At 66.8% G+C, this 20,337-nt stretch carries 18 protein-coding genes; 14 read left to right on the plus strand and 4 right to left on the minus strand.

All coding sequences use genetic code 11. The annotated features are described in order from the left end of the window. Window positions 1-26: 26 nt before the first annotated feature. Complete coding sequence (locus EJL01_RS11955; RefSeq protein ID WP_125107852.1) at window positions 27-515, minus strand: DUF3515 domain-containing protein; 489 nt, start codon at window positions 513-515, stop codon at window positions 27-29. A 58-nt stretch (window positions 516-573) separates the two neighbouring features. Here EJL01_RS11955 and thiL point away from each other — a divergent pair, with 58 nt between their 5' ends. Further along, complete coding sequence (gene thiL, locus EJL01_RS11960; protein WP_125107853.1) at window positions 574-1,596, plus strand: thiamine-phosphate kinase; 1,023 nt, start codon at window positions 574-576, stop codon at window positions 1,594-1,596. On the opposite strand, the gene rsmD is transcribed toward thiL, so the two are convergent. Beyond that, entirely contained in the window at window positions 1,572-2,135 is a 564-nt protein-coding gene (gene rsmD, locus EJL01_RS11965) for a 16S rRNA (guanine(966)-N(2))-methyltransferase RsmD (RefSeq protein WP_125107854.1), read from the minus strand. The two genes, thiL and rsmD, sit on opposite strands and share 25 nt — an antisense overlap. 71 nt (window positions 2,136-2,206) lie before the next feature. On the opposite strand from rsmD, the gene EJL01_RS11970 reads away from it, so the two are divergent. The 13 genes from EJL01_RS11970 (at window position 2,207) to EJL01_RS12035 (ending at window position 19,097) form a co-directional block, all read left to right on the plus strand. After that, window positions 2,207-3,175, plus strand: coding sequence for an AAA family ATPase (locus tag EJL01_RS11970; protein ID WP_125107855.1), 969 nt, complete (start codon window positions 2,207-2,209; stop codon window positions 3,173-3,175). Window positions 3,176-3,181: 6 nt separating this feature from the next. Beyond that, window positions 3,182-4,444 (plus strand): DUF58 domain-containing protein, encoded by a 1,263-nt coding sequence (locus tag EJL01_RS11975; protein ID WP_125107856.1) that lies wholly within the window; start codon window positions 3,182-3,184, stop codon window positions 4,442-4,444. Then, window positions 4,441-6,879 (plus strand): transglutaminase TgpA family protein, encoded by a 2,439-nt coding sequence (locus EJL01_RS11980; protein WP_125107857.1) that lies wholly within the window; start codon window positions 4,441-4,443, stop codon window positions 6,877-6,879. The genes EJL01_RS11975 and EJL01_RS11980 overlap by 4 nt, the downstream gene beginning before the upstream one ends. Window positions 6,880-6,905: 26 nt before the next feature. After that, window positions 6,906-9,035 carry an ATP-dependent DNA helicase RecG gene (locus tag EJL01_RS11985; protein ID WP_125108049.1) on the plus strand — a complete coding sequence of 710 codons (2,130 nt, stop codon included), beginning with the start codon at window positions 6,906-6,908 and terminating at the stop codon, window positions 9,033-9,035. Window positions 9,036-9,069: 34 nt separating this feature from the next. Next, complete coding sequence (locus EJL01_RS11990; RefSeq protein WP_125107858.1) at window positions 9,070-9,783, plus strand: copper resistance CopC family protein; 714 nt, start codon at window positions 9,070-9,072, stop codon at window positions 9,781-9,783. 62 nt (window positions 9,784-9,845) lie between these two features. After that, on the plus strand, window positions 9,846-10,349 hold the full coding sequence (coaD, locus tag EJL01_RS11995) for a pantetheine-phosphate adenylyltransferase (protein ID WP_125107859.1): 504 nt from the start codon (window positions 9,846-9,848) through the stop codon (window positions 10,347-10,349). A 23-nt stretch (window positions 10,350-10,372) separates the two neighbouring features. Further along, on the plus strand, window positions 10,373-10,936 hold the full coding sequence (locus EJL01_RS12000; RefSeq protein WP_125107860.1) for a YceD family protein: 564 nt from the start codon (window positions 10,373-10,375) through the stop codon (window positions 10,934-10,936). A gap of 198 nt (window positions 10,937-11,134) precedes the next feature. Then, entirely contained in the window at window positions 11,135-11,338 is a 204-nt protein-coding gene (gene rpmF, locus EJL01_RS12005) for a 50S ribosomal protein L32 (RefSeq protein ID WP_125107861.1), read from the plus strand. 23 nt (window positions 11,339-11,361) lie between these two features. Then, the gene (gene rnc / locus EJL01_RS12010; RefSeq protein WP_125107862.1) at window positions 11,362-12,102 is read left to right on the plus strand and encodes a ribonuclease III; all 741 of its coding nucleotides are present in this window, start codon (window positions 11,362-11,364) and stop codon (window positions 12,100-12,102) included. A 10-nt stretch (window positions 12,103-12,112) separates the two neighbouring features. Beyond that, window positions 12,113-12,973 carry a bifunctional DNA-formamidopyrimidine glycosylase/DNA-(apurinic or apyrimidinic site) lyase gene (gene mutM / locus EJL01_RS12015; protein ID WP_125107863.1) on the plus strand — a complete coding sequence of 287 codons (861 nt, stop codon included), beginning with the start codon at window positions 12,113-12,115 and terminating at the stop codon, window positions 12,971-12,973. A gap of 425 nt (window positions 12,974-13,398) precedes the next feature. Continuing rightward, complete coding sequence (locus tag EJL01_RS12020; RefSeq protein ID WP_125107864.1) at window positions 13,399-13,956, plus strand: type 1 glutamine amidotransferase domain-containing protein; 558 nt, start codon at window positions 13,399-13,401, stop codon at window positions 13,954-13,956. Window positions 13,957-14,441: 485 nt separating this feature from the next. Further along, window positions 14,442-16,304, plus strand: coding sequence for a Na+/H+ antiporter NhaA (nhaA, locus tag EJL01_RS12030; protein ID WP_125107865.1), 1,863 nt, complete (start codon window positions 14,442-14,444; stop codon window positions 16,302-16,304). Window positions 16,305-16,409: 105 nt separating this feature from the next. Beyond that, window positions 16,410-19,097, plus strand: a complete 2,688-nt coding sequence (locus tag EJL01_RS12035) for an excinuclease ABC subunit UvrA (protein ID WP_125107866.1) — start codon at window positions 16,410-16,412, stop codon at window positions 19,095-19,097. Between the two features lie 141 nt (window positions 19,098-19,238). Here the strand turns inward: EJL01_RS12035 and EJL01_RS12040 are convergent, their stop codons facing one another. Both EJL01_RS12040 and EJL01_RS12045 read right to left on the minus strand, forming a co-directional pair. Continuing rightward, window positions 19,239-19,994, minus strand: a complete 756-nt coding sequence (locus EJL01_RS12040) for an amidohydrolase family protein (RefSeq protein ID WP_125107867.1) — start codon at window positions 19,992-19,994, stop codon at window positions 19,239-19,241. Next, entirely contained in the window at window positions 19,991-20,260 is a 270-nt protein-coding gene (locus EJL01_RS12045; protein WP_125107868.1) for a hypothetical protein, read from the minus strand. The genes EJL01_RS12040 and EJL01_RS12045 overlap by 4 nt, the downstream gene beginning before the upstream one ends. Window positions 20,261-20,337: the final 77 nt, after the last annotated feature.

The raw sequence follows: 20,337 nt of genomic DNA on the forward strand, positions 1-20,337 counted from the left end.
CTCGCCCGACGTGTGGGCGGGCCCGGCTACGGGGTGTTGAGCAGGTCGTCGGGGCCGACGCACGCGCCGGTCTGCGGCAGCATGCCGACGGCATCCTGCAGGTCGATGAGGGCGTTCGTGCCCGAGACGCCGGTGCTCGAGTCGATCGCGACCTCGACGGCCGGCGTGCGCCCGTAGCTCGTGTACCGGTAGGTCGGTGCCTCGGAGGCGTCCTCGATCCAGTCGATGCCGTTGAGCGAGATGCACCGGTCGCTCGTCGGCCCCGGCGAGGGCACCCCGCAGCGCAGCAGCACCGACGCGGGATTGCCCCATGCGCCCGTGGCCTGCGCGTTCGTTTCGCGCTTCTCGAGGCCGTCGACGGTGTCGGGCAGACGCACCGTGACGTCGGCGCACTCGGGCGCGGCGGCCGACTCGGCGGGTTGCATAGCGACCGATGGGCCGCTGCAGCCCGACAACAACACGGCGGATGCGGCGATGGTGAGCGCCGCCAGGGGGCGCAGCGAGAAGCGAGACATTGTGCACACAAGCTTATCGGCCCGCGGCCGCGGTGGCAGGGCGCGGTATGGTGGCGCGGTGACCGAACCCATGGCTGCCGCCGAGACCGTTGCCGAGCTCGGCGAGCGCGAGGTGCTCGCGCGCATCCTGCGCCGCCTGCCCGACGTCGAACTGCCGCTCGGACCGGGCGACGATTCGGCGATCCTCCCCGCCCCCGATGGCCAGGTGGTCGTGACGAGCGACACGATGATCGAGGGGCCCGACTTTCGGCTCGAGTGGTCGTCGCCCCAGCAGCTCGGCCACAAAGCCATGGTGTCGAACCTGTCGGACATCGCCGCGATGGGCGCCCGGCCGACCGGGCTCGTCGTGGCCCTCGCGGTGCCGGGTACGACGAGCGCCGCGTTCGTCGAGGGCCTCGCTGAGGGTATGGCGGGGGCGCTGCGCCGGCACGCGCCCGGCTGCGGCATCGCCGGTGGCGACCTCGCGACCGCGCCGCAGGTGCTCATCGCCGTCACCGCCTTCGGCTCGCTGGAGGGTCGGGCGCCGGTGCTCCGTTCGGGCGCGCGACCGGGGGATGCCCTGGCGGTCTCGGGTGCGCTCGGCCAGTCGGCTGCTGGCCTGAAGCTGCTCTTTGCCGGGCTCCGCAAGAGCCGCGACGCCGAGGCCCAGCGGCTCATGAACGCGCAGCTCGCGCCCGAGCCAGATCTCACGGCGGGCCTGCGCGCGGCCCGGGCCGGCGCATCCGCGATGATGGACCTCTCGGACGGTCCGCTGCTCGACGCCGACCGCTTGGCGACGGCCTCGCGCGTGCGCATCGATCTCGAACCTGGCCGCTTCGCGCACCTGAGTGACCGCCTCGCCTCGCACCTCGCGCGGCTGCTCGGCCTCAAACCGCTGGCGAGCGCGGAGCTCGCCCTCGAACTGCAGCTCACGGGCGGCGAGGAGCACACCATGCTCGCGACGTTCCCCGAGGGGGTCGCCCTGTCCGCCGGCTTTACCCGCATCGGCACGGTGCACGAGGGCACGCCGGGCGTGACGGTCGGCGGTCGGCTGGCGGCCGCGAAGGGGTGGGACCCCTACCGCGACGCGAGTTCGAAGTAGCGCACCACCGTCTCGCCGTAGTCCTTCTGTCGCCACAGGACGTACCCCTCGGGCGCCTCGATGGCGTCGCTGCGACTCGACCGCTCGACGACCACGAGGGCGTCGGGGGAGAGGAGGGGGAGCAGCAGCTCGAGCTCGCCGTACACGGTCGCGGTGGCAACGTCGTACGGCGGGTCGATGAACACGAGGTCGAATTCGCCAAGGCCGCGGGCGAGCCAGCGGGCGACGGGCGAGTTCTCGACCGAGGCCGAGGCCCGGGGGAGCTGGCGGGAGACGGCCCGCGCATTCGTGCGCAGCAGCCGCGCCGCCTGCTCGGACTTCTCGACGAGCACGACCGACTCGGCGCCTCGCGAGAGCGCCTCGAGCCCGAGCGCGCCGGTGCCGGCATAGAGGTCGAGTACCCGAGCACCGTCGAGTTCGAAGGCCGAGTCGAGCGTCGAGAACATCGCCTCGCGCACCTTGTCGCTCGTCGGCCGGGTGCCGCGTGGTGGCACCTCGAGGCGCACCGCTGCCGCCTGGCCACCAATAATCCGAGTCACGCACCGATCCTAGGCCCCGGATGGCCAGGTCGATGCGGGATTTGTCGCCGGGTCGTGGAAAGATAGCGCGCATGAGCCAGCACCAGGATTCGGCCGCGCATCTGTTCCAACTTACGAGCAATCTGCGCGACGCCGTGAGCAGCGTCATCGTCGGCAAGTCCGAGCAGGTGCGCCTCGCCGTCACCGTGCTGCTCGCCGGCGGCCACCTGCTGATGGAAGATGTGCCGGGCGTCGGCAAGACCGTGCTCGCGAAGACCATCGCGCGGGCGATGGACTCGAAGGCGAGCCGCATTCAGTTCACGCCCGACATGCTGCCGAGCGACGTGACCGGCGTTGCGGTGTACGACCAGCACACCTCGCAGTTCGAGTTTCAGCCGGGCCCGATCTTCGCGAACATTGTCATCGGCGACGAAATCAACCGCGCCTCGCCGAAGACGCAGTCGGCGCTGCTCGAGTGCATGGAGGAGCGCCAGGTGTCGGTCGACGGCGAGACGCACCGCCTGCCCGATCCCTTCACCGTCGTCGCCACGCAGAACCCCTCCGAGATGGAGGGCACCTACCCGCTGCCCGAGGCGCAGCGCGACCGCTTCATGGCCCGCATCTCGATGGGCTACCCCGACCGCGCGGCCGAACTCTCGATGCTCGAGTCGCGCGATCGCAGCGACCCGCTGACGCAGCTCGCGCCGCAGGTGACCGCCGCGCAGATGCGCGAGATGATCGCCCAGGTGCAGGAGATCTACGTCGCCCAGAGCATCAAGGCGTACGTTGTCGAGCTGTCGCGTGCGACCCGCGAGCACCAGGCGGTGCGCGTCGGCGTGAGCCCGCGTGCTTCGCTGCACCTGTTGCGCGCGGCAAAGGCCGCCGCCGCGGTGGCCGGCCGCGGCTACGTGATTCCCGATGACGTGCGCGGGCTCGTCGGCCCCGTTTTCGGCCACCGGCTCGTGCTCGGTGCCCGCGGCCGTCAGGCGTCGTCCTACGCCGAGGCCGAGCGCGTCCTCGCCGAGATCGTCGACCACATCCCCGCGCCGACCGGAGCGTAGCGACCGGTGTCGGTCCTCGAGAACTCCGGCATCCGCGCAACCCCGCTGCGCCCCACCGCACGGGCGTGGTGGTTGCTCGGTGCCGGCATCGTGCTCGCGGTGCTCGGCGAGCTACTCGACGTGCCGCCGATGCGCTGGTCGGGCATCGCGCTTGCGTTGCTGCCGGTGCTCATGCTGCTCGCGCGGCTCATCGTGCGCCCCCGTCTTGAGGTTGAGCGCACGGTCTACCCGACCACGGTTGCCGCGGGCGATCGCCTGCGCGTCGTGGCCGAGGTACAGAACCGCTCGGTCTTCGGGGTCGAGCCGGGCTCGTACCTCGACGTCGTCACGGGGGCCGACCGCGCCCACGTCGGCGGGGTGCTGCCCGCGATCGCGAGCCGACTGCATCCGCGCGAGGGCCGCCGGCGGCGTCGCATCGCCTATGGCCTCGACCGGATGCGCCGCGGCATTCGCCAAGTCGGGCCTCTGCTGCTCGAGAACACCGACGGTCTCGGCCTGACGCGTCGCGTCGAGCGCATCGGCGACGTGCAGGAGATCGAGGTGTGGCCGCACATCCACGACGTCTCGCAGTTGGACGTGCCCGTGCTGCGCAGCGGCGACGAGGTCGAGGTGAGCCTCGGCCGCGGCGGCGAGGCCGACGACGTGATCACTCGCGAGTACCGACGTGGCGACCCGCTGCGCCGAGTGCACTGGAAGGCGAGCGCCCGTGCGGGCGAATTGCGCGTGCGGCAGGAAGAGCACCACTCCGAGGCGGTCGGCATGGTCGTGCTCGGCACGGCGCCGTCGAAAGACGAGTGGTTCGACGACTCCTTCGACCTCGCGGTGTCGGTCGCAGCGTCGGTCGTCGTGCGCCTGCACGAACTTGGCTTTGACACCGAGACGTCGGCGACGCATCCCGCCCCCGACGTTGAGGGCGTCGAACTCGACCGGCTGCAGACCGCGGCGAGCGACGCCCTGCATCCCCTCATGCGCCGCCTCATGCTCATCCAGCCCGCGCCCGCAGGCACCCCGGCCGAGGTCGAGACGCTCGCCGATGTCATCGCCCGGGTCGGCAGTGGGCCGCTCATCTACGTTGGCAAGGTGAACGACACGGCTGCGGTGCCGCTGTGTGAGGTCGGCGACCCGGCCATCGCGATTCTCGTGAACGGCCCAGGCGAACGCCCCGACGGGGTCGCCGAGTTCTTACGCGCCGGCTGGCGCGTCGCGCTCATGCAGGCGGGCGCACGCGACCCGTGGCAGAGCGTTCGAGTGCTGGGAGACGCCGCATGAGCGTGCAATCGACCCTGAACCCCCGCCGCAACTCGGCGATGCGCGAACGCGCGGCTGAGGCGACGCAGCGCGGTTCGTGGTTTGTTACGACCGGGCTCGTGCTGCTCATGCTCGCGGCGTTGACGCTCGTCGCGCCGATCGTGAACGGCTTCGGCTGGTTCCTGCCGGTGTCGATCGCCGTGGTCGTCTCGCTCGTGGCAGTGCAGGCGGCTCGACAATTCACAGGGCAGATGTGGGTGAGCGCGGTCGTCGCGTTCTCGCTCGTGCTGCTCACCATCGTCGTGCTCTCGGCACCGGGCGACCCGGTGAGCATCCTCTCGGCTCCGTTCCAGCGCTTCCGCGAGTTCTCTGAGCAGGTCGCGAGCGACACCCCGCCGATCCGCGAGAGCCAGCCGGTCACGCTGATGATTGGCACCGTCGCCGTCGCGCTCTCAGCGCTCGCCGACATCATCGCACAGTCGCTGCGGGCTCCGGCGTTCGCGCCGATCACGCTGCTGCCGCTCATCATCGTGCCCGTCACGGTCGGCGTCGAGCCGGCGGCCTGGTACTTCTGGGCGCTCACGCTGCTCGCGCTCGTGCTGTTCTTCTACGTGGGCCACCGCTGGTTGCAGCAGGGCGACGACGAGGCCCGCGCCGCGGTCGGGTTTACCGCAGATGGTCGGGGCGGCGGCGGCATTGTCAGCGCGCTCATCGGTGGGGTCGCGGCCATCGCGGTTGCCGCACTCATCGCCGTGCTGCTGCCGCCGACGAGCGGCGCCTGGTGGGGCATCTTCAACGGCAACGCCTCGCTCGCGACGAACCGCGTCAACCCGATCATCGACCTCGGTGACGACCTGCGCCGAGACGACCCCGTCGACATTCTCCGCTACGCCACCTCGCAGTCGGAGGGGCAGCTGCCGTACCTCTCGCTGACGACGCTGACGCAGCTCAGCAGCGACACCGAATGGGTGCCCGGCGAGTTCGACCAGACGAGTGAGGTGACCAACGGCGAACAGCCCGCCGGCGACGCCCTCGCCTCCGGCGCGAACGTGCTGCAGGTGAACTCGAACATCGTGCTCGAGCAGGGCGTGAGCGCCTACCTGCCGCACATCGGCACCCTCAACGAGATCAGCGATCTCGAAGGCGATTACCTGCGCGACGAAGAAACGGGCGACCTGCGCGAGGCCGACGACGAACCACTCGCGCAGAGCTACCAGGGCAACAGCACCGTGCCGCGGCCGACCGAGGAGCAGATCTCGACGGCGCCCCTCAACGTGTCGTCGCAGCTCGAGTCGTACACCCAGCTGCCCGACGACAGCGCGGCGCTCGACGAGATCCGCGCGCAGCTCGAGCAGGTCGTCGACGCGAACGCGACGCCGTACGAGCAGGCACTGCAGCTGCAGGCCTGGTTCACGGGCGGTGCCTTCGACTACTCCGAGCAGGCGCCCGTCGAGAACGATTACGACGGCACGAGCCTCGACGTCATCACCGAGTTTTTGCAGGTGCGTAGCGGCTACTGCGTGCACTTCTCGAGTGCCATGGCGGTCATGGGCCGCCTCCTCGGCATCCCCACGCGCATCCAGGTCGGCTTCACGCCTGGCACCGAAGAGAGCGTCAACGCGATCGGCCAGTCGGTGTACGTCGTCACGACCGACGACCTCCACGCCTGGGCCGAGTTCTGGCTGCCGGGCTACGGATGGGTGCCGTTCGAGACGACGCCGTCCGACGGCCTCAACCAGCCGACGCTCGACGAGCAGGCGCCCGAGCAGACGGCGGCCCCGACCGAAGTGCCGACGCCAACGACCGAGGCGCCCACGCCCACCCCGACCCCGACCGACGCCGAGGCGACGCCCGACGCGACCGACGACAACGGTGGCGGCAGCAGCGCCGACAACGAGCGCGACACGGGCGGGCTCGACCTCGAGGCGGTGTTCCGCTGGGTCGGTATCGCACTCGCGGTGCTTGCGCCGCTCGCGCTCATCGCGCTCCTGCTCCTGCTGCCGAAGCTGCTGCGGCAGCAGCGCACCGCCACACGACGCCGCCAGGTGCGCGCTGAGGGTTCGACTCCGATCGCGGTGAGCGAGGCCGCGTGGCAAGAAGTGCTCGACACGGCACGCGACTACGGTGTCGAGATTTCTCGCTCCGCCACCACGGGCGCGCAGCGCTCGCGGCTCGCGCGCGAACTGCCCGGCCACGACGCGGCGCTCGCGGCGGCAGGCCGCCTCACCGACGCGCACAATGCCGCGCACTTCGCCGACCCCGAGCGCCCCGACTTCCGGGTTGCGGCGTGGGACGACGTCGCGACGATCCGCGCCGCGCTGCACGAGCGCGCCGGCAAGGATGCGCGCCGCGCGGCCCGCACCCTGCCCCTCTCAGCGCTGCCGACCAGGATGCGCGGCTGGCTGCTGCGCCGTCGCCGGGCGAGGGCAGCGCGGCAGCGCCGAAAGGAGTCGTAGTGACCGCGACCCCACCGTCACCGCTCATGGCGCCGCTGACGTCGATCGTCGAGGCGAAGGAAGCGAAGGCGCTGAAGAAGGCCTTCGAGATGGAGACGGTCGGCGACTTCGTCGGCCACCTGCCGCGGCGCCACGCCCGCCGGGGCGAACTCACGCGCATCGCCAACCTTGAGCGCGACGAGTACGTCACGCTCGTCGCGCAGGTGACGAAGGTGAACCTGCGGCGCATGCAGAACCGCAACGGCAGCATTCTCACCGTCACGATCACCGACGGCCACGGCAGCATCGACATGCTCTGGTTCAACCAGCACTACCGCGAGGGGCAACTGCACGTCGGTACGACCGGGCTCTTCTCGGGCAAGGTGACGTTCTACAACGGCACGCCACAGCTCTCGCACCCCGAGTATCAGCTGTTCGGCGACGCCCAGGACGCGGCGAGTGCGGCCGACGACTGGTCGAGTCGGCCCATCCCGATTTATCCCGCGACCGCGAGTTACCAGAGCTGGCGATTCGCCCGGCTCATGCAATCGACGCTGCCGAAGTTGCCCGAGTTGCCCGACCCGGTGCCCGGGGTGATTCGCGCCGAGCGTGGCGAGCTGAGCTTCGATGAGGCGATCCGTGCCTTTCACCTCGCGAAGATCGACACCGATCTCGATGCGGCGCGCGAGGCCCTGAAGTTCACCGAGGTGTTCGAACTTCAGGCCGCGCTCGCGCAGAAGCGGGCGCGCGCGACGCTGGTTGGGGCGCTCGCGCGACCCCTGCATCCCGGTGGCCTACGGGAGCGCTTCGACGCGACCCTGCCGTTCGAGCTTACGCCCGACCAAGCGGCGGTGGGCAAGCAGTTCGAGGCCGAGCTCGCGACGACGACGCCGATGTACCGGCTGCTGCAGGGCGAGGTCGGCTCGGGCAAGACGCTCGTCGCGGTGCGTGCGATGCTGCAGGTCGCCGAAACCGGCGGCCAATCGGTGCTCCTGGCACCCACCGAGGTGCTCGCGACGCAGCACCTGCGCTCGATCACACGCTCGCTCGGTACCGAGTTGGCTGGCGAACTCATGCCGACGCTGCTCACCGGCTCGCTGAGCAAGGGCGAGCGGCAGCGGGCGCTACTGCGGATGGTCACGGGCGACGCGAAGATCGTCGTCGGCACGCACGCCCTGCTCACCGAGGGCGTCGAGTTCGACGACCTCGGGCTGCTCGTCATTGATGAACAGCACCGCTTCGGCGTTGAGCAGCGCGAGCGCCTGCGGCGCCGGGGCCCGCACCCGCCCCACCAGCTCGTGCTCACGGCGACGCCGATTCCACGCACCGTCGCCATGACCGTGTTCGGCGACCTCGAGGTGTCGACGCTGCGCACGTTGCCGTCGGGCCGCGCCGGCATCGAATCGTTCATGGTCGGCCTGTCGGAGCATCCGCAGTGGATCGCGCGCGTCTGGCAGCGCACCGCCGAGGAGCTTGAGCGGGGGCGGCAGGCATTCATCGTCTGCGCCGCGATCGAGCCGGGCGAAGAAGAGGGCGCGCAGCCCGCCGAGGACGACGACGCGCGACCGATCGCGAACGTGCTCGAGGTGACGACGCAGCTGCGGCAACTGCCACAGTTCGCCGGGCGGCGCATCGAGTCGCTGCACGGGCGGATGCACGCCGACGAAAAAGACCGCGTCATGGTGCAGTTCGCGGCCGGTGAGATCGACATCGTCGTGTCGACGACCGTGATCGAGGTTGGCGTCGACGTGCCGAACGCCTCGGTGATGGTCGTGCTCGACGCCGACCGCTTCGGTATGTCGCAGCTGCACCAGCTGCGAGGCCGCGTCGGACGAGGGCAGTGGCCGGGTGTTTGTCTGCTCGTCACCTCGGCGCCGCCCGCCTCGCTCGCGCACACGCGCGTGGCGGCCGTCGCGGCGACGCTCGACGGCTTCGAACTGGCCGAGCAAGACCTCGAGCTGCGGCGCGAGGGCGACGTACTTGGCGCCGCGCAATCGGGCAGCCGCTCGTCGCTCAAGGTGCTGCGGGTGACGCAGGACATCGACATCATCGATGCGGCGCGCGAGGTGGCCACCCAACTGCTCGAGAGCGACCCGAACCTCACCGATTTCCCCGAGCTACGAGCCGCGATCGAGCGGCTCGGTGGGTCGACCGTCGCGCATCTGGAGATGGGCTAAGCGTTCGCCACGGCGTTCATGTTGAAATAGTGGGGTGACTGAACAGCGCCCCGACACCCGCCACCGCCCGATCGCTATCGCCAGACAGGCGAGCGCCAACGACGCCGCACGTCGTGTGCTCGTTGTGCTCGCTGCCCTCGTGCTCGCGGTTGCGGCTGCCGTGTGGGGCGCCGCGACGGCGGCCTCGGCCCATGATGAGCTCGTGAGCTCGACCCCGGCCGACGGTGACTCGCTCGAAAGCGCGCCCACCGAGGCCGTGCTCGAGTTCTCGGGCAATGTGCAGGAGGTCGGCACCGAGTTCGCGCTGCAGGACGCCTCAGGTGCCACGGTCGAACTGCCGGAGGCCTACACGATCTCGGGCACCTCGATCAGCCAGCCCCTGCCTGAGCTTGAGCACGGCGAGTACTCGCTCAACTGGCGCGTCGTCTCTGAGGACGGACACCCCATCTCGGGCACCATCGGCTTCGGTGTTGGCTCCACCCTCGGCGGCGGCGCCTCGACCGCCGACGCGGGCCAGTTCCAGAACCAGCCGGTCGACCCGAACGACGTCGACGTCAGCGCGAGCAGCGACTCGGGCACGAACCCCTGGCTCGTCGGCATCATGAGCTTCGTCGGCGTGCTCGTCATCGGTGGCGCCGCGGTGATCATCGTCATGCGGATGCGCCGCGGCAACACCCCGGGCGGCCAGACGCCCGCCGCGGGCGAGGCTTCGTCTGACGCGCACAAATCGCCCGACACCGACGCGTAATCTGTCGTACGCATCCCCGAGAAGCCAACAGTCAGCGTAACCGCAAGGTCTAGGATCCACTTATGTCCAAAATCGCCGTATTGCCGGGCTCGTTTGACCCCGTCACCCTCGGACACCTCGACGTCATCATCCGTACCGCCAACGTGTTCGAAGAAGTGCACGTGGTGGTTGTGCACAACCCCGACAAGCAGGCGATGATCCCCATCTCTCGCCGAGTCGACCTCATCGAGTCGGCGCTCGTCGACGCGGGCGCGCCCACGAACATCGTCGTGCGCTCGTGGAGCATGGGACTGCTCGTTGACTATTGCACCGATGTCGGGGCGAACGTCATCGTCAAGGGTGTGCGAGGTGCGAACGACGTCACCTACGAGCTCCCGATGGCCATTGTGAACCGTCACCTCGGCAAGCTCGAGACAATGTTCATGTCGCCGAGCCCCAAGCACGCGCACGTGTCGAGCTCGCTCGTGCGCCAGGTCGCCTCGCTCGGCGGCGACGTCACGCCCTATGTGCCCGCGGTTGTGCGCGAATTTCTCCAAGGGCATATGGACACCTCGATCACGAACTAGCGCGCGGCCGTAGACTTACGGGTATGGCAGCATCCCCGTACGAAGTCAATGTCGCGACGATCATGCACAAGCCCGGCAGCATGCGCGAGCTTGAGCTTGACGTCACGGTGCCCGAACGCATCGGCGAGGGCATGATCTATTTCGACAAGGGCGCTGAGCTCGAGGTCGACCTTCGGCTCGAAACGCTGGCCGACGGCATCCTGGCGACCGCGGACGTTCGCGGCACACTCACCGGCAATTGCAGCCGGTGCCTCAAGCCGCTCGAAGAAGCCTGGTCGGGCCACGTCGCCGAGATGTTCGGCTACCAGGCCGACGAGGCGCTCGAGTACGCGCTCGACGGTGACGTCGTCAACCTCGAGGGGCCGATTCGTGACGCCGTCGTGCTCGAGTTGCCGTTCCAGCCACTGTGCGAGCCGGATTGCCTCGGGCTCGACCCGCAGACCGGCGAGAAGCTCACCGAATCCCTGCCCGAGGTCGACGACGCGGTCGACCCGCGCTGGGCCCAGCTCGAGCAGCTGCTGCAGTCAGGCGATACCGACGCGACCGACGAAGCCGCCTCGAACGGCGCATCCGAGCCGAACAAGTAGCCCGTTCAACGTCGCGGGGGTCGCGTGAGCGACAGTTCTCGCGTAAAGTATCCAGTTGGGTTTAGATGCCGCATCGGATGCAGGCACTCAGCGCCGGCAAGATTGCCGCAGCGCACTCCCAACACCGCTTCACCCCGCAGTGCGTTGTGATTCGCTGCAGGTGGTGTGTAGACATCGCAACTTAGAAGGAAAGCACGCATGGCACTCCCCAAGCGCAAGATGAGCCGCAGCAACACCCGTTCGCGCCGCTCGCAGTGGAAGGCTACGGCCCCCGCACTCGTCAAGACCGTTGAAAACGGCAAGGTCACCTACAGCCTCCCGCACCGCGCGAAGCTCGTTGAGGACGCCGCGGGCACCCCGCTGCACTACGAGTACAAGGGCCGCAAGGTCGCTGACGCCTAAGCCTGAACGTCTCAGGCAGGCAATTGGCTCGCAAACGTAAGAAGCACGACCCCGAGGTCGCCGACCCAGCTCCGCTGGCAGAGGCCCTCGGGGTCGACTTCGTTCCCGAACTGCTTGATCTCGCCCTGACGCATTCGTCGTGGGGGTATGAGCACGATGGCGCGCCCGATAACGAGCGCCTCGAGTTCCTCGGCGACTCGGTGCTCGGGATGGCGGTCGCGCAATTGCTCTACCGCGAGTATCCCGACCTCAGCGAGGGCGAGCTCTCGCCGCGCCATCACGCGCTGGTGTCGACGGTGACACTCGCCGAGATCGGCCGGCGCGAGGGCATCGGTGAGTACCTGCGGCTCGGGCGGTCGGAGCAGCTGACGGGTGGGTGGGACAAAGACTCGATTCTTGCCGACGCAGTCGAGGCGCTCATCGGCGCCGCGTATCTCTCGCGCGGCTACCTCGAGGCCGAAGCGTTCGTCGTGCGTCTGCTCGACCCGTACCTCGATCAGGTCGACCGGCTCGGCGCCGCCATGGATCCGAAGACGGCGCTGCAAGAGGTCGTCACCGCGAACAAGGCCGAGAACCCCGAGTACGCCGTCGAGGGCACCGGCCCCGACCACGACCGCAGCTACGAAGCGACCGTCACGGTGCACCGCGGTCGGCAGCAGCTTGTCTCGGCCACCGGCGTGGGGCCAAGTAAAAAGCAGGCCGAAATGGCCGCGGCACTCGAGGCATGGTATGAGCTGAGCGGCACCGAGCGGCCGCAGGCATAGTCGGTCGGCCATGCCCGAGCTCCCTGAAGTCGAGGTCGTGCGTCGTGGGCTGCAGCCCGCGGTGTTCGGCGCTACGGTGCGCGCGGTGGAGGTGCGTGACGGGCGCGCGCTGAAGCGGCACGCCGGTGATGCGCTCGATTTTGTCGACCGTATTGAGGGCGCTGTGCTCGGCGAGCCGCAGCGGCGCGGCAAGTTTCTCTGGATTCCGTTCGATGCCGACTTCGCGCTTATGGCGCACCTGGGTATGAGCGGCCAGTTGCTTGTGCGGCCCGTCGGCTCGCTCGACGAGCGCCAGCTGCGCGTGCGGATGCGCATCGAGCGTGGCGGTGGAGCGCTCGAACTACGCTTCAGTGACCAACGGTTGTTCGGTTCGCTCGCTGTCGACCGGCTATTGCCCTCCGATGACGGCGAGCTGCTGCCCTCGCAGGTCGGCCACATTGCGCGCGATCCGCTCGACCCCGCGTTCGATGTCGATGCGGTCGTCCAGCGACTACGCGCATCCGGTCGAAACATCAAGGCGCTCATTCTCGATCAGCAACTCGTGTCGGGTGTCGGCAACATCTACGCCGATGAGGCGCTCTGGCGCGCGCGGCTCTACTGGGGCCGGCCCGGCCGTTCGATTTCGATGGCGAAGCTGCGCGAGTTGCTCGGCCACGTCGAGCAGGTGTTTCAGGATGCGCTGGCCGAGGGTGGCACGTCGTTCGACGCGCTGTACGTGAATGTCAACGGTGAATCGGGGTACTTCTCTCGGTCACTGCACGTGTACGGCAGGCAGGGCGAACCGTGCGACCGCTGCGGCACTGCGATCGTGCGCGAGAAATTCATGAATCGCTCGAGCTACTTCTGCCCGCGCTGCCAACGAGGGCGCTAGTTTGAGCGGCTGCGGCTGACGAAGGACTTTGACCCGCCGGCAGACCTCACGCCTGGTCTCCGAAGGATGATGGGCGGTGATGACTGGGTCGTGGCGTTGCCCGCGCGGCAGCGGGCGAAGGCGCTCTCGACGAAGTCTGCCCTTGCCGCTATCACGCCACCGAGATGACCAGACAGTGGGCGAGTGCCTTCGACTCCGGCCTGCACGGATTCAAGGGTCAGGTACCACCTGCCCCTGTGCGGGCCCCAAACGCCGAGCAATACTTCACGGCGCGACCGGAGGCTGTTGGGTTAGGTTCGTCGCCAGACCCACGCGGGCCTGGCCCGGTAGCCACTGACACTTTCAGTCCCTCCCTGCACGAACCAGGGACAGCCGGTAGCCGGCCGCACGGGCATATCGCCACCTCTCACAGAACGGAGCAGAACATGGCAGACGAATTGAATGGCAAGCGGATCGCGATCCTGGCCGCCGACGGCGTGGAGCGCGTGGAACTGGAACAGCCGAGACAGGCTCTTCAAGATGCCGGTGCCACGACCGAGTTGTTGTCACTGCATGAGGGAGAGATCCAGGCCCGCAACAACGACCTGGATGCGGCCGGAACGTTTTCCGTCGATGCACTGGTGAAGTCGGCGTCAGTCGACAACTACGACGGCCTGCTGCTTCCCGGCGGAACGGTCAACCCTGACCAGCTGCGGATGGACACCGACGCGGTCGCCTTCGTCCGCGATTTCATGGGTACCGGTAAGCCGGTCGCCTCGATCTGTCACGGACCGTGGACGTTGATCGAGGCGGGCGTCGCAAAGGGCCGAACGCTGACCTCCTACCCGAGCATCCGCACCGACCTGCGCAATGCCGGCGCCAACGTCGTCGATGAAGAGGTGGCGCGCGACGGGAATCTGATCACGAGCCGCTCACCCGACGACCTCCCCGCCTTCTCCTCCGCGTTCGTGGAACTGCTCGGTCAGGAGGGTGAGCGAGCATAATTAGGGTGCGCTGTCGGTAGTACTCATGGCCAAGCGCGGCAAGGAAGACGACGTCGCGGAATTTCTGCGCGGCGCGCGCTCCATCGTCGAACAGGAACAAGGCACGCGGGCCTGGTTTGCTCCATAGATCGATGAGTTGACCTTCGGAATCCTCGACGTGGTCGACAACGAAGCCCGCCAGGCACATCTGTCGGGCGGCGTGGGCCAGGCTCTCGCCGCACACGTGTAGTCAGCTCGCAGGGAGGCAACGCCAGGGTTCATACGTTCCCGCGTTCGGTGATCCCTGGCGCTCGTCCCGCGGCACCAACCTTGAAGTCGCGTGGTTTCACCGAGTGACCCTGCTGGATCACCCCACCGTCGGCCAGGCGCCAGACGCCAGACGCCAGAGAAACAGGTTGCGGCCTCACCTAACGCAGCGCTGGACGATCTCGCCCACCGTCAACGGCGACCTACATCGGTGGACAAAGGTTGACTAGGCTTCGTGCGTGCAAAACACGACGGCCGCTCGGCCAGTTCTCGGTCGACTCGCGAGCAGCCTACGAACAGAGTCCGGATCCGCGATGTTTCTGGCGCTCGTCACTGTACTGGCGCTGGTGTGGGCGAACTCGCCGTTATCTGAAAGCTATTTCGAGCTTTGGCACCAAGAAGTCGGTTTCGATGTCGGTCCCGTCAGCATGCATATGGATCTGCATCATTGGATCAACGACGGCCTCATGGTGATCTTCTTCTTCGTCGTCGGACTCGAGGTGCGACAGGAGTTCGCGCACGGGTCCTTGCGTGATCGCAGTCGTGCTCAACTCGCTGTGATCGCCGGCGTCGCAGGTGTCGCTCTTCCGGCGCTCGTGTACGTGCTTGTTGTCAGCTTGTCCGGCGGGAGCGGACTTGGTGGATGGGGCGCTGTCGTCGGAACCGATACAGCGTTCATGCTTGGCGCTCTCGCAGTAGTAGGCCCCCGACTCTCAGGGCAGTTGCGTGTCTTCCTCCTCACCCTGACAGTGGTCGATGACTTCTTGGCAGTAACGATCATTGGCGTTGTCTATAGCGATCAGATCGAGCTTGTTCCCTTCTTGATCGCTCTCGCCTGCCTCGTCGGCTTGTGGGTACTTGGCCGCTCACGACAATGGAATGCGGCACCGTATGTGCTCATTGTGATTGTTTTGTGGTTCGCCACTGTCGCTTCTGGGGTGCATGCGTCGCTCGCGGGCATGATAGCCGGCCTGCTGATTCCCGCCTACCCCACGCAGCGACACGAGGTAGTCGCTGCACGCCAGCTTATCCGTGACTTCTGGCAGTCGCCCAGCGCCGCGTCGGCGCGTGGTGTCTCCCGCGGCCTGGCCCGGGGGATCTCGGTAAACGAGAGAATGCACGAAGTTCTTCGCCGCCCCACCGCATTGCTTGTCGTGCCGATCTTCGCTCTCGCCAATGCCGGTGTCGACCTCAGAGGTGGGCTGCTCGCTGACTCCCTCGGCTCACCCGTGACCTGGGGAGTCATTCTTGGCCTCGTACTCGGCAAGCTTCTCGGAATTGGCGTTGCCACGCTGCTGGCGGTCAGGATGGGCCTGGGGCGACCACCAGAAGGGGTGGGAATGGGCAGCGTCTTCGGCGGTGCAGCGCTCTCCGGCATCGGGTTCACCGTCTCCCTGCTCGTCATCGGTCTTGCCTTCGGCTCGACAACTGATTTAGGGCGACAGGCGACTCTTGGAGTACTGGTGTCAATGGTGCTCGCCGTCGCCCTGGGCTGGTCGATTTTCAGGATCGCCGCTAAACGGTGGGGCGAGGAGACCGCAGATCTGCCCATGGTGCTCGACCCTCCGGTCGATCCCGAAGTTGATCACATGCGCGGACCGGAGGACGCCAATCTGACGCTGGTCGAATATGTCGACTTTGAGTGCGAATACTGTGCCCACGCCACTGGCTCCTGGGAAGACTTGAGCGCGCAGTTCGGTGACGATCTTCGCTACGTCGTGCGACATCTTCCCCACCACCCACACGGGCCCCTAGCGGCAAAAGCATCTGAAGCAGCTGCGATCCAAGGCGAGTTCTGGCGATGGCTCGACCTCGTATTCACACACCAGGACGCGCTCGAGCGCGAGGACCTCATCGGCTATGCGGGCGAGCTGGGGCTGGACGTCGATCGCTTCATACAAGACATCGACAGCGACGCTGTCGCAGCTCGCATCGAGCGTGATCTTGAAAGTGCCGAGGCCAGCGGAGCTCACGCCACCCCAACCTTTTTCATCGAAGGCCGCCGCCTATTGGGTGACTATGACGCCCGGACGTTAGCTGCGGCGCTCGAATCAAGCAGGCGCGGCACACGAACCCGGGAGACATCCAGCGGAAAGGGTTGAGAGCGTCGGCGTCGGAGCGCGGAAAATCTGTCGTGACCTGCCGATCGTTCGGCACTGCTGTTGATTGGCCAAGTTGCAGAACCTACTCGTTGATAGCGTTGGCTCATGAACAGGCCCTCCACACCGACTCGTGAAAACTCCGCCTCCATCCAACCGGACGTTCGAGTGCGAGGCGCCCGCGAACACAACCTCAAAGACATCGACTTGTCGGTACCGCGTGACGCCATGGTGGTCTTCACCGGTGTCTCTGGCTCAGGTAAGTCCTCGCTGGCGTTCGGCACCCTATATGCGGAGTCCCAGCGACGCTACTTAGAGTCGGTGGCACCGTATGCGAGGCGCCTCATCGACCAGGCGGGAGTCCCCGACGTCGATTCCATTACCGGAATGCCGCCCGCGGTGGCACTGCAACAACAACGCGGCGGGAGCAGCACTCGGTCAACGGTCGGAAGCATCACGACGCTCTCCAGCTTGGTCCGCATGCTGTATTCCCGCGCGGGTCAGTACCCAGATGGGCAGCCGATGCTCTATGCGGAGGACTTCTCGACCAACACGGTCCAGGGCGCATGCCCGGAATGCCACGGGATCGGACGCGTCTATGACGTGCCGGAGGAAAAGATGGTCCCCGATCCGACACTGACTATCCGAGAACGCGCAATCGCCGCATATCCCACGGCTTGGCACGGTCACCAGCTGAGGGACGTCCTCGTTGCGCTTGGCTACGACGTCGACATTCCGTGGAAAGACCTCGCCAAGAAGGACCGCGACTGGATCCTGTACACGGACGAAACGCCCTACGTCCCGGTTCACTCACGACTCACCCTCGCTGAAGCACGTGAAGCCATAGCCGCGGGCGTCGAGCCCACCTACTCGGGAACCTTCGTAGGGGTGCGACGCTATGTGCTTGACACATTCGCGAACACGAAGAGCAGCTCGATGAAACGCCGTGTCTCGGAGTTCCTCACAGTGGCCCCGTGCCCCGCATGCCATGGCAAACGGTTGAAGTCTGAGGCGCTTTCGGTGACATTCGAGGGGCTCGACATCGCCGACTTTTCACAGATGCCCTTGCGTGAGCTCATGTCGTTGATCGAAGCCGCAGTCGCTGAGGCAGCAGACGCAACTACTGATGCCCGTGATGAGGTTTCCTCATCGGGTGAGGCCCTCGACGAGGCCCTGCGTCGCGAAGCGGATGAACAGCGCGTGGCAGCCGGAGGGTCGGCCCATTCCACGGCCCCTGATGTCCGCCGAACTCCGAACCAATCGGTCGAAAAACTTGCGGCAACCGTCCGCTTAGGGTCTGGACTCATCGATCGCATTCGTCCGATCATTGATCTCGGTCTGGGCTACCTGTCCTTGGATCGCACGACGCCGACGCTCTCAGGTGGAGAACTTCAGCGTCTGCGTTTGGCAACCCAGCTCACTTCCGAACTTTTCGGCGTCGTGTACGTGCTGGACGAACCCTCTGCCGGGCTCCACCCGCAAGATGTCAGTGCACTGTTGGACATCCTCGACGGGCTCAAGGAAAGCGGCAACAGCCTCTTCATCGTCGAGCACTCCGTCGACGTGATGCGCCACGCGGATTGGCTTGTCGACATCGGGCCGGCCGCAGGTGAACGTGGAGGTCGTGTCATCTATAGCGGGCCCACCGAAGGTCTGGCCGAAGTCGAGGAATCCGTCACTCGAGGTTATCTCTTCGGCGGCAGCGGGCTCCCTCCTCATCAGCCAAGGAAGCCACAAGGATGGTTGCGTTTTGAGAATATCGGACGCAACAACCTGCGGAACATCTCAGTCGAGATCCCGTTACACGCATTCACCGCAGTCACAGGTGTGTCGGGGTCGGGCAAATCCAGCCTCGTCAGCCAAGTTGTCCCCACTTTGGTCAGCGAGCATCTCGGACGCCCCATCAAGACTGACGAGCCAGTGCTCGACGGCGATGAAATGCTGCTTTCTGATGAGCCTGAAGAGCTCAAGGGTTCTGTCTCGGGAGACCTCAGTGAAATCCGCCGCGTAGTAAGCATCGACCAGAAGCCGATCGGACGAACACCTCGGTCGAACGTCGCAACGTACACAGGTCTGTTCGACCACGTGCGACGTCGATTCGCCGAGACCCCGGAAGCTCGTGCACGCGGCTACAAGCCCGGAAGATTCTCATTCAACGTCGCTGGTGGCCGGTGCCCGACTTGTGAGGGAGAGGGATCGGTCATGGTCGAGCTGCTCTTCCTCCCCTCCGTTTACACAGAGTGCCCTGACTGTCACGGCACCCGCTACCAGTCGAGCACACTCGAGATCCTCTGGCACGGACGCAATATCGCGGAGATCCTCGCAATGAGCGTCGCGGAGGCGCACGAATTCTTCGAGGGAGAGTTTGACATCATGCGCTCACTCACCGCGCTGGTCGACGTTGGACTCGGTTACCTGCGTCTGGGGCAACCCGCAACTGAGCTGTCCGGTGGTGAGGCCCAGCGAGTCAAGCTTGCCAGCGAGCTGCAGCGCGCCCAAAGCGGCGACACACTCTACGTGCTCGATGAACCGACTTCCGGATTGCACTGCGCCGACGCAGACCAACTCCTCACGCACTTACAAACGCTCGTCGACGCGGGGAATACCGTGGTCATAGTCGAGCTCGACATGCGAGTCATCGCACAGGCCGATCACGTCATCGATCTCGGGCCCGGTGCTGGGGACAACGGTGGACACGTCGTCGCGACCGGCACTCCAGCAGAGGTCGCGACATCATCCAAGAGCGCGTCGGCACCGTATCTGGCAACTGCGCTCGAAGAGGCTGCTGCCGTGTAGGGGGTGGAAACAGTCGTTTCCTGAGGCAGCTGAGCGTGTGATCACAGCTAGCGACACTCAGGCGTCAACGCGGCGTCGTTCACCGCCCACAGATAGATGGGCGCATCGCGTCTGGCTCGCACCAATCAGTGCGTCAAGCGATCAGCGGCCCAGATAGAACAGCGCCGCGTTGCCCCAAAACACGGCGTCGAGCTGCTCGGGTGAGAGTGCATCCGCGACCGTGTTGAAGTCGCCGTTCTCGAACGGGCGGTGCGCGCGGGTCGAGGGCAGATCGGTGCCGACCATGAGGGCGGTCGGGTCGACCGACATGATTGCCTTGATCGTCGCGGCCGGGTCGAGCTCGACCCGGCCGAAGCCGGTCGCCTTCACTTTGACGCCCTGCTCGACGAGGCGCAGGAGGTTCGCGAGGCCGTCCCCGTGCATTCCGAGGTGGTCGATACTCGCCGCTGGCAGCGAGGCGATGCGGCGCGAGAGCTCGTCGTCGATCGTGCGGGCGTCGATGTAGAGCTCGGCGTGCCAGCCGGCAAGGTCGCACACGCGGCGGGCGAGCAGCTCGAGTTCATCGAGGTCGGCCGAGCCGCCGCGCGCGACGTTAAAGCGCACGGCGCGCACGCCGGCCGCGTTGAGCTCTCGGATGCGCTGGTCGCTCGTGTCGCTTGGGATCTTGGCGACGCCGACGTAGGTGGGGCCGAGGGCGGCCAGCGCGTCGATGAGATAACCCTGGTCGAACGCCTGAAACGACCCCGACACGACCGCGCCGCCAGCGATGCCGAGGCCCTCGATGCGCCGCTGGTAGTCGGCGACCATGAACGGCCCTGGCATGAAGCCGTTGTTCTCGACGAGGGGATGCGCCGGGTCGACGATGTGCAGGTGCGCGTCGAACACTGGCTGGGTCACGGTCGGGTTCCTTCCGCGCGAGGGGAAGGGGGTTGAGTGGTCACTTTTTGTAGTTCTGGCACCGCCAGAACTACAAAAGTGATCCTCAACAACAATGGGGTGGGGGGTTCCGTGAAACCGAAATCGTTGGGGTCGGTGTGGTCGGGGGTCGAAGTGGGACCTTCGTAGAAAATCTCCGAGAAGAAGGGCGTGAAGATGCAGCCCGACAATATCAGCACGCCGACGAGGGCGGCAGAGGCCGCAAACAGTCGACGGGAATTGCGCATACCCCCGAGCCTAAGCGCATCTGGCGGCCTGCTGCCACCTAAACTAAGGGCCACCACGCCCCGATCGAAAGCCGCCG

It is taken from the genome of Gulosibacter massiliensis (genome assembly GCF_900626105.1).
Taxonomy (GTDB): Bacteria; Actinomycetota; Actinomycetes; order Actinomycetales; family Microbacteriaceae; genus Gulosibacter; species Gulosibacter sediminis.

What these genes read in the sequence shown, in the direction of transcription:
- EJL01_RS11955 (WP_125107852.1), bottom strand. Translation starts at nt 515, where the DNA reads ATGTCTCGCTTCTCGCTGCGCCCCCTGGCGGCGCTCACCATCGCCGCA.
- EJL01_RS11970 (WP_125107855.1), top strand. Translation starts at nt 2,207, where the DNA reads ATGAGCCAGCACCAGGATTCGGCCGCGCATCTGTTCCAACTTACGAGC.
- EJL01_RS11980 (WP_125107857.1), top strand. Translation starts at nt 4,441, where the DNA reads ATGAGCGTGCAATCGACCCTGAACCCCCGCCGCAACTCGGCGATGCGC.
- EJL01_RS11985 (WP_125108049.1), top strand. Translation starts at nt 6,906, where the DNA reads ATGGCGCCGCTGACGTCGATCGTCGAGGCGAAGGAAGCGAAGGCGCTG.
- coaD (WP_125107859.1), top strand. Translation starts at nt 9,846, where the DNA reads ATGTCCAAAATCGCCGTATTGCCGGGCTCGTTTGACCCCGTCACCCTC.
- EJL01_RS12000 (WP_125107860.1), top strand. Translation starts at nt 10,373, where the DNA reads ATGGCAGCATCCCCGTACGAAGTCAATGTCGCGACGATCATGCACAAG.
- rpmF (WP_125107861.1), top strand. Translation starts at nt 11,135, where the DNA reads ATGGCACTCCCCAAGCGCAAGATGAGCCGCAGCAACACCCGTTCGCGC.
- mutM (WP_125107863.1), top strand. Translation starts at nt 12,113, where the DNA reads ATGCCCGAGCTCCCTGAAGTCGAGGTCGTGCGTCGTGGGCTGCAGCCC.
- EJL01_RS12020 (WP_125107864.1), top strand. Translation starts at nt 13,399, where the DNA reads ATGGCAGACGAATTGAATGGCAAGCGGATCGCGATCCTGGCCGCCGAC.
- EJL01_RS12035 (WP_125107866.1), top strand. Translation starts at nt 16,410, where the DNA reads ATGAACAGGCCCTCCACACCGACTCGTGAAAACTCCGCCTCCATCCAA.
- EJL01_RS12045 (WP_125107868.1), bottom strand. Translation starts at nt 20,260, where the DNA reads ATGCGCAATTCCCGTCGACTGTTTGCGGCCTCTGCCGCCCTCGTCGGC.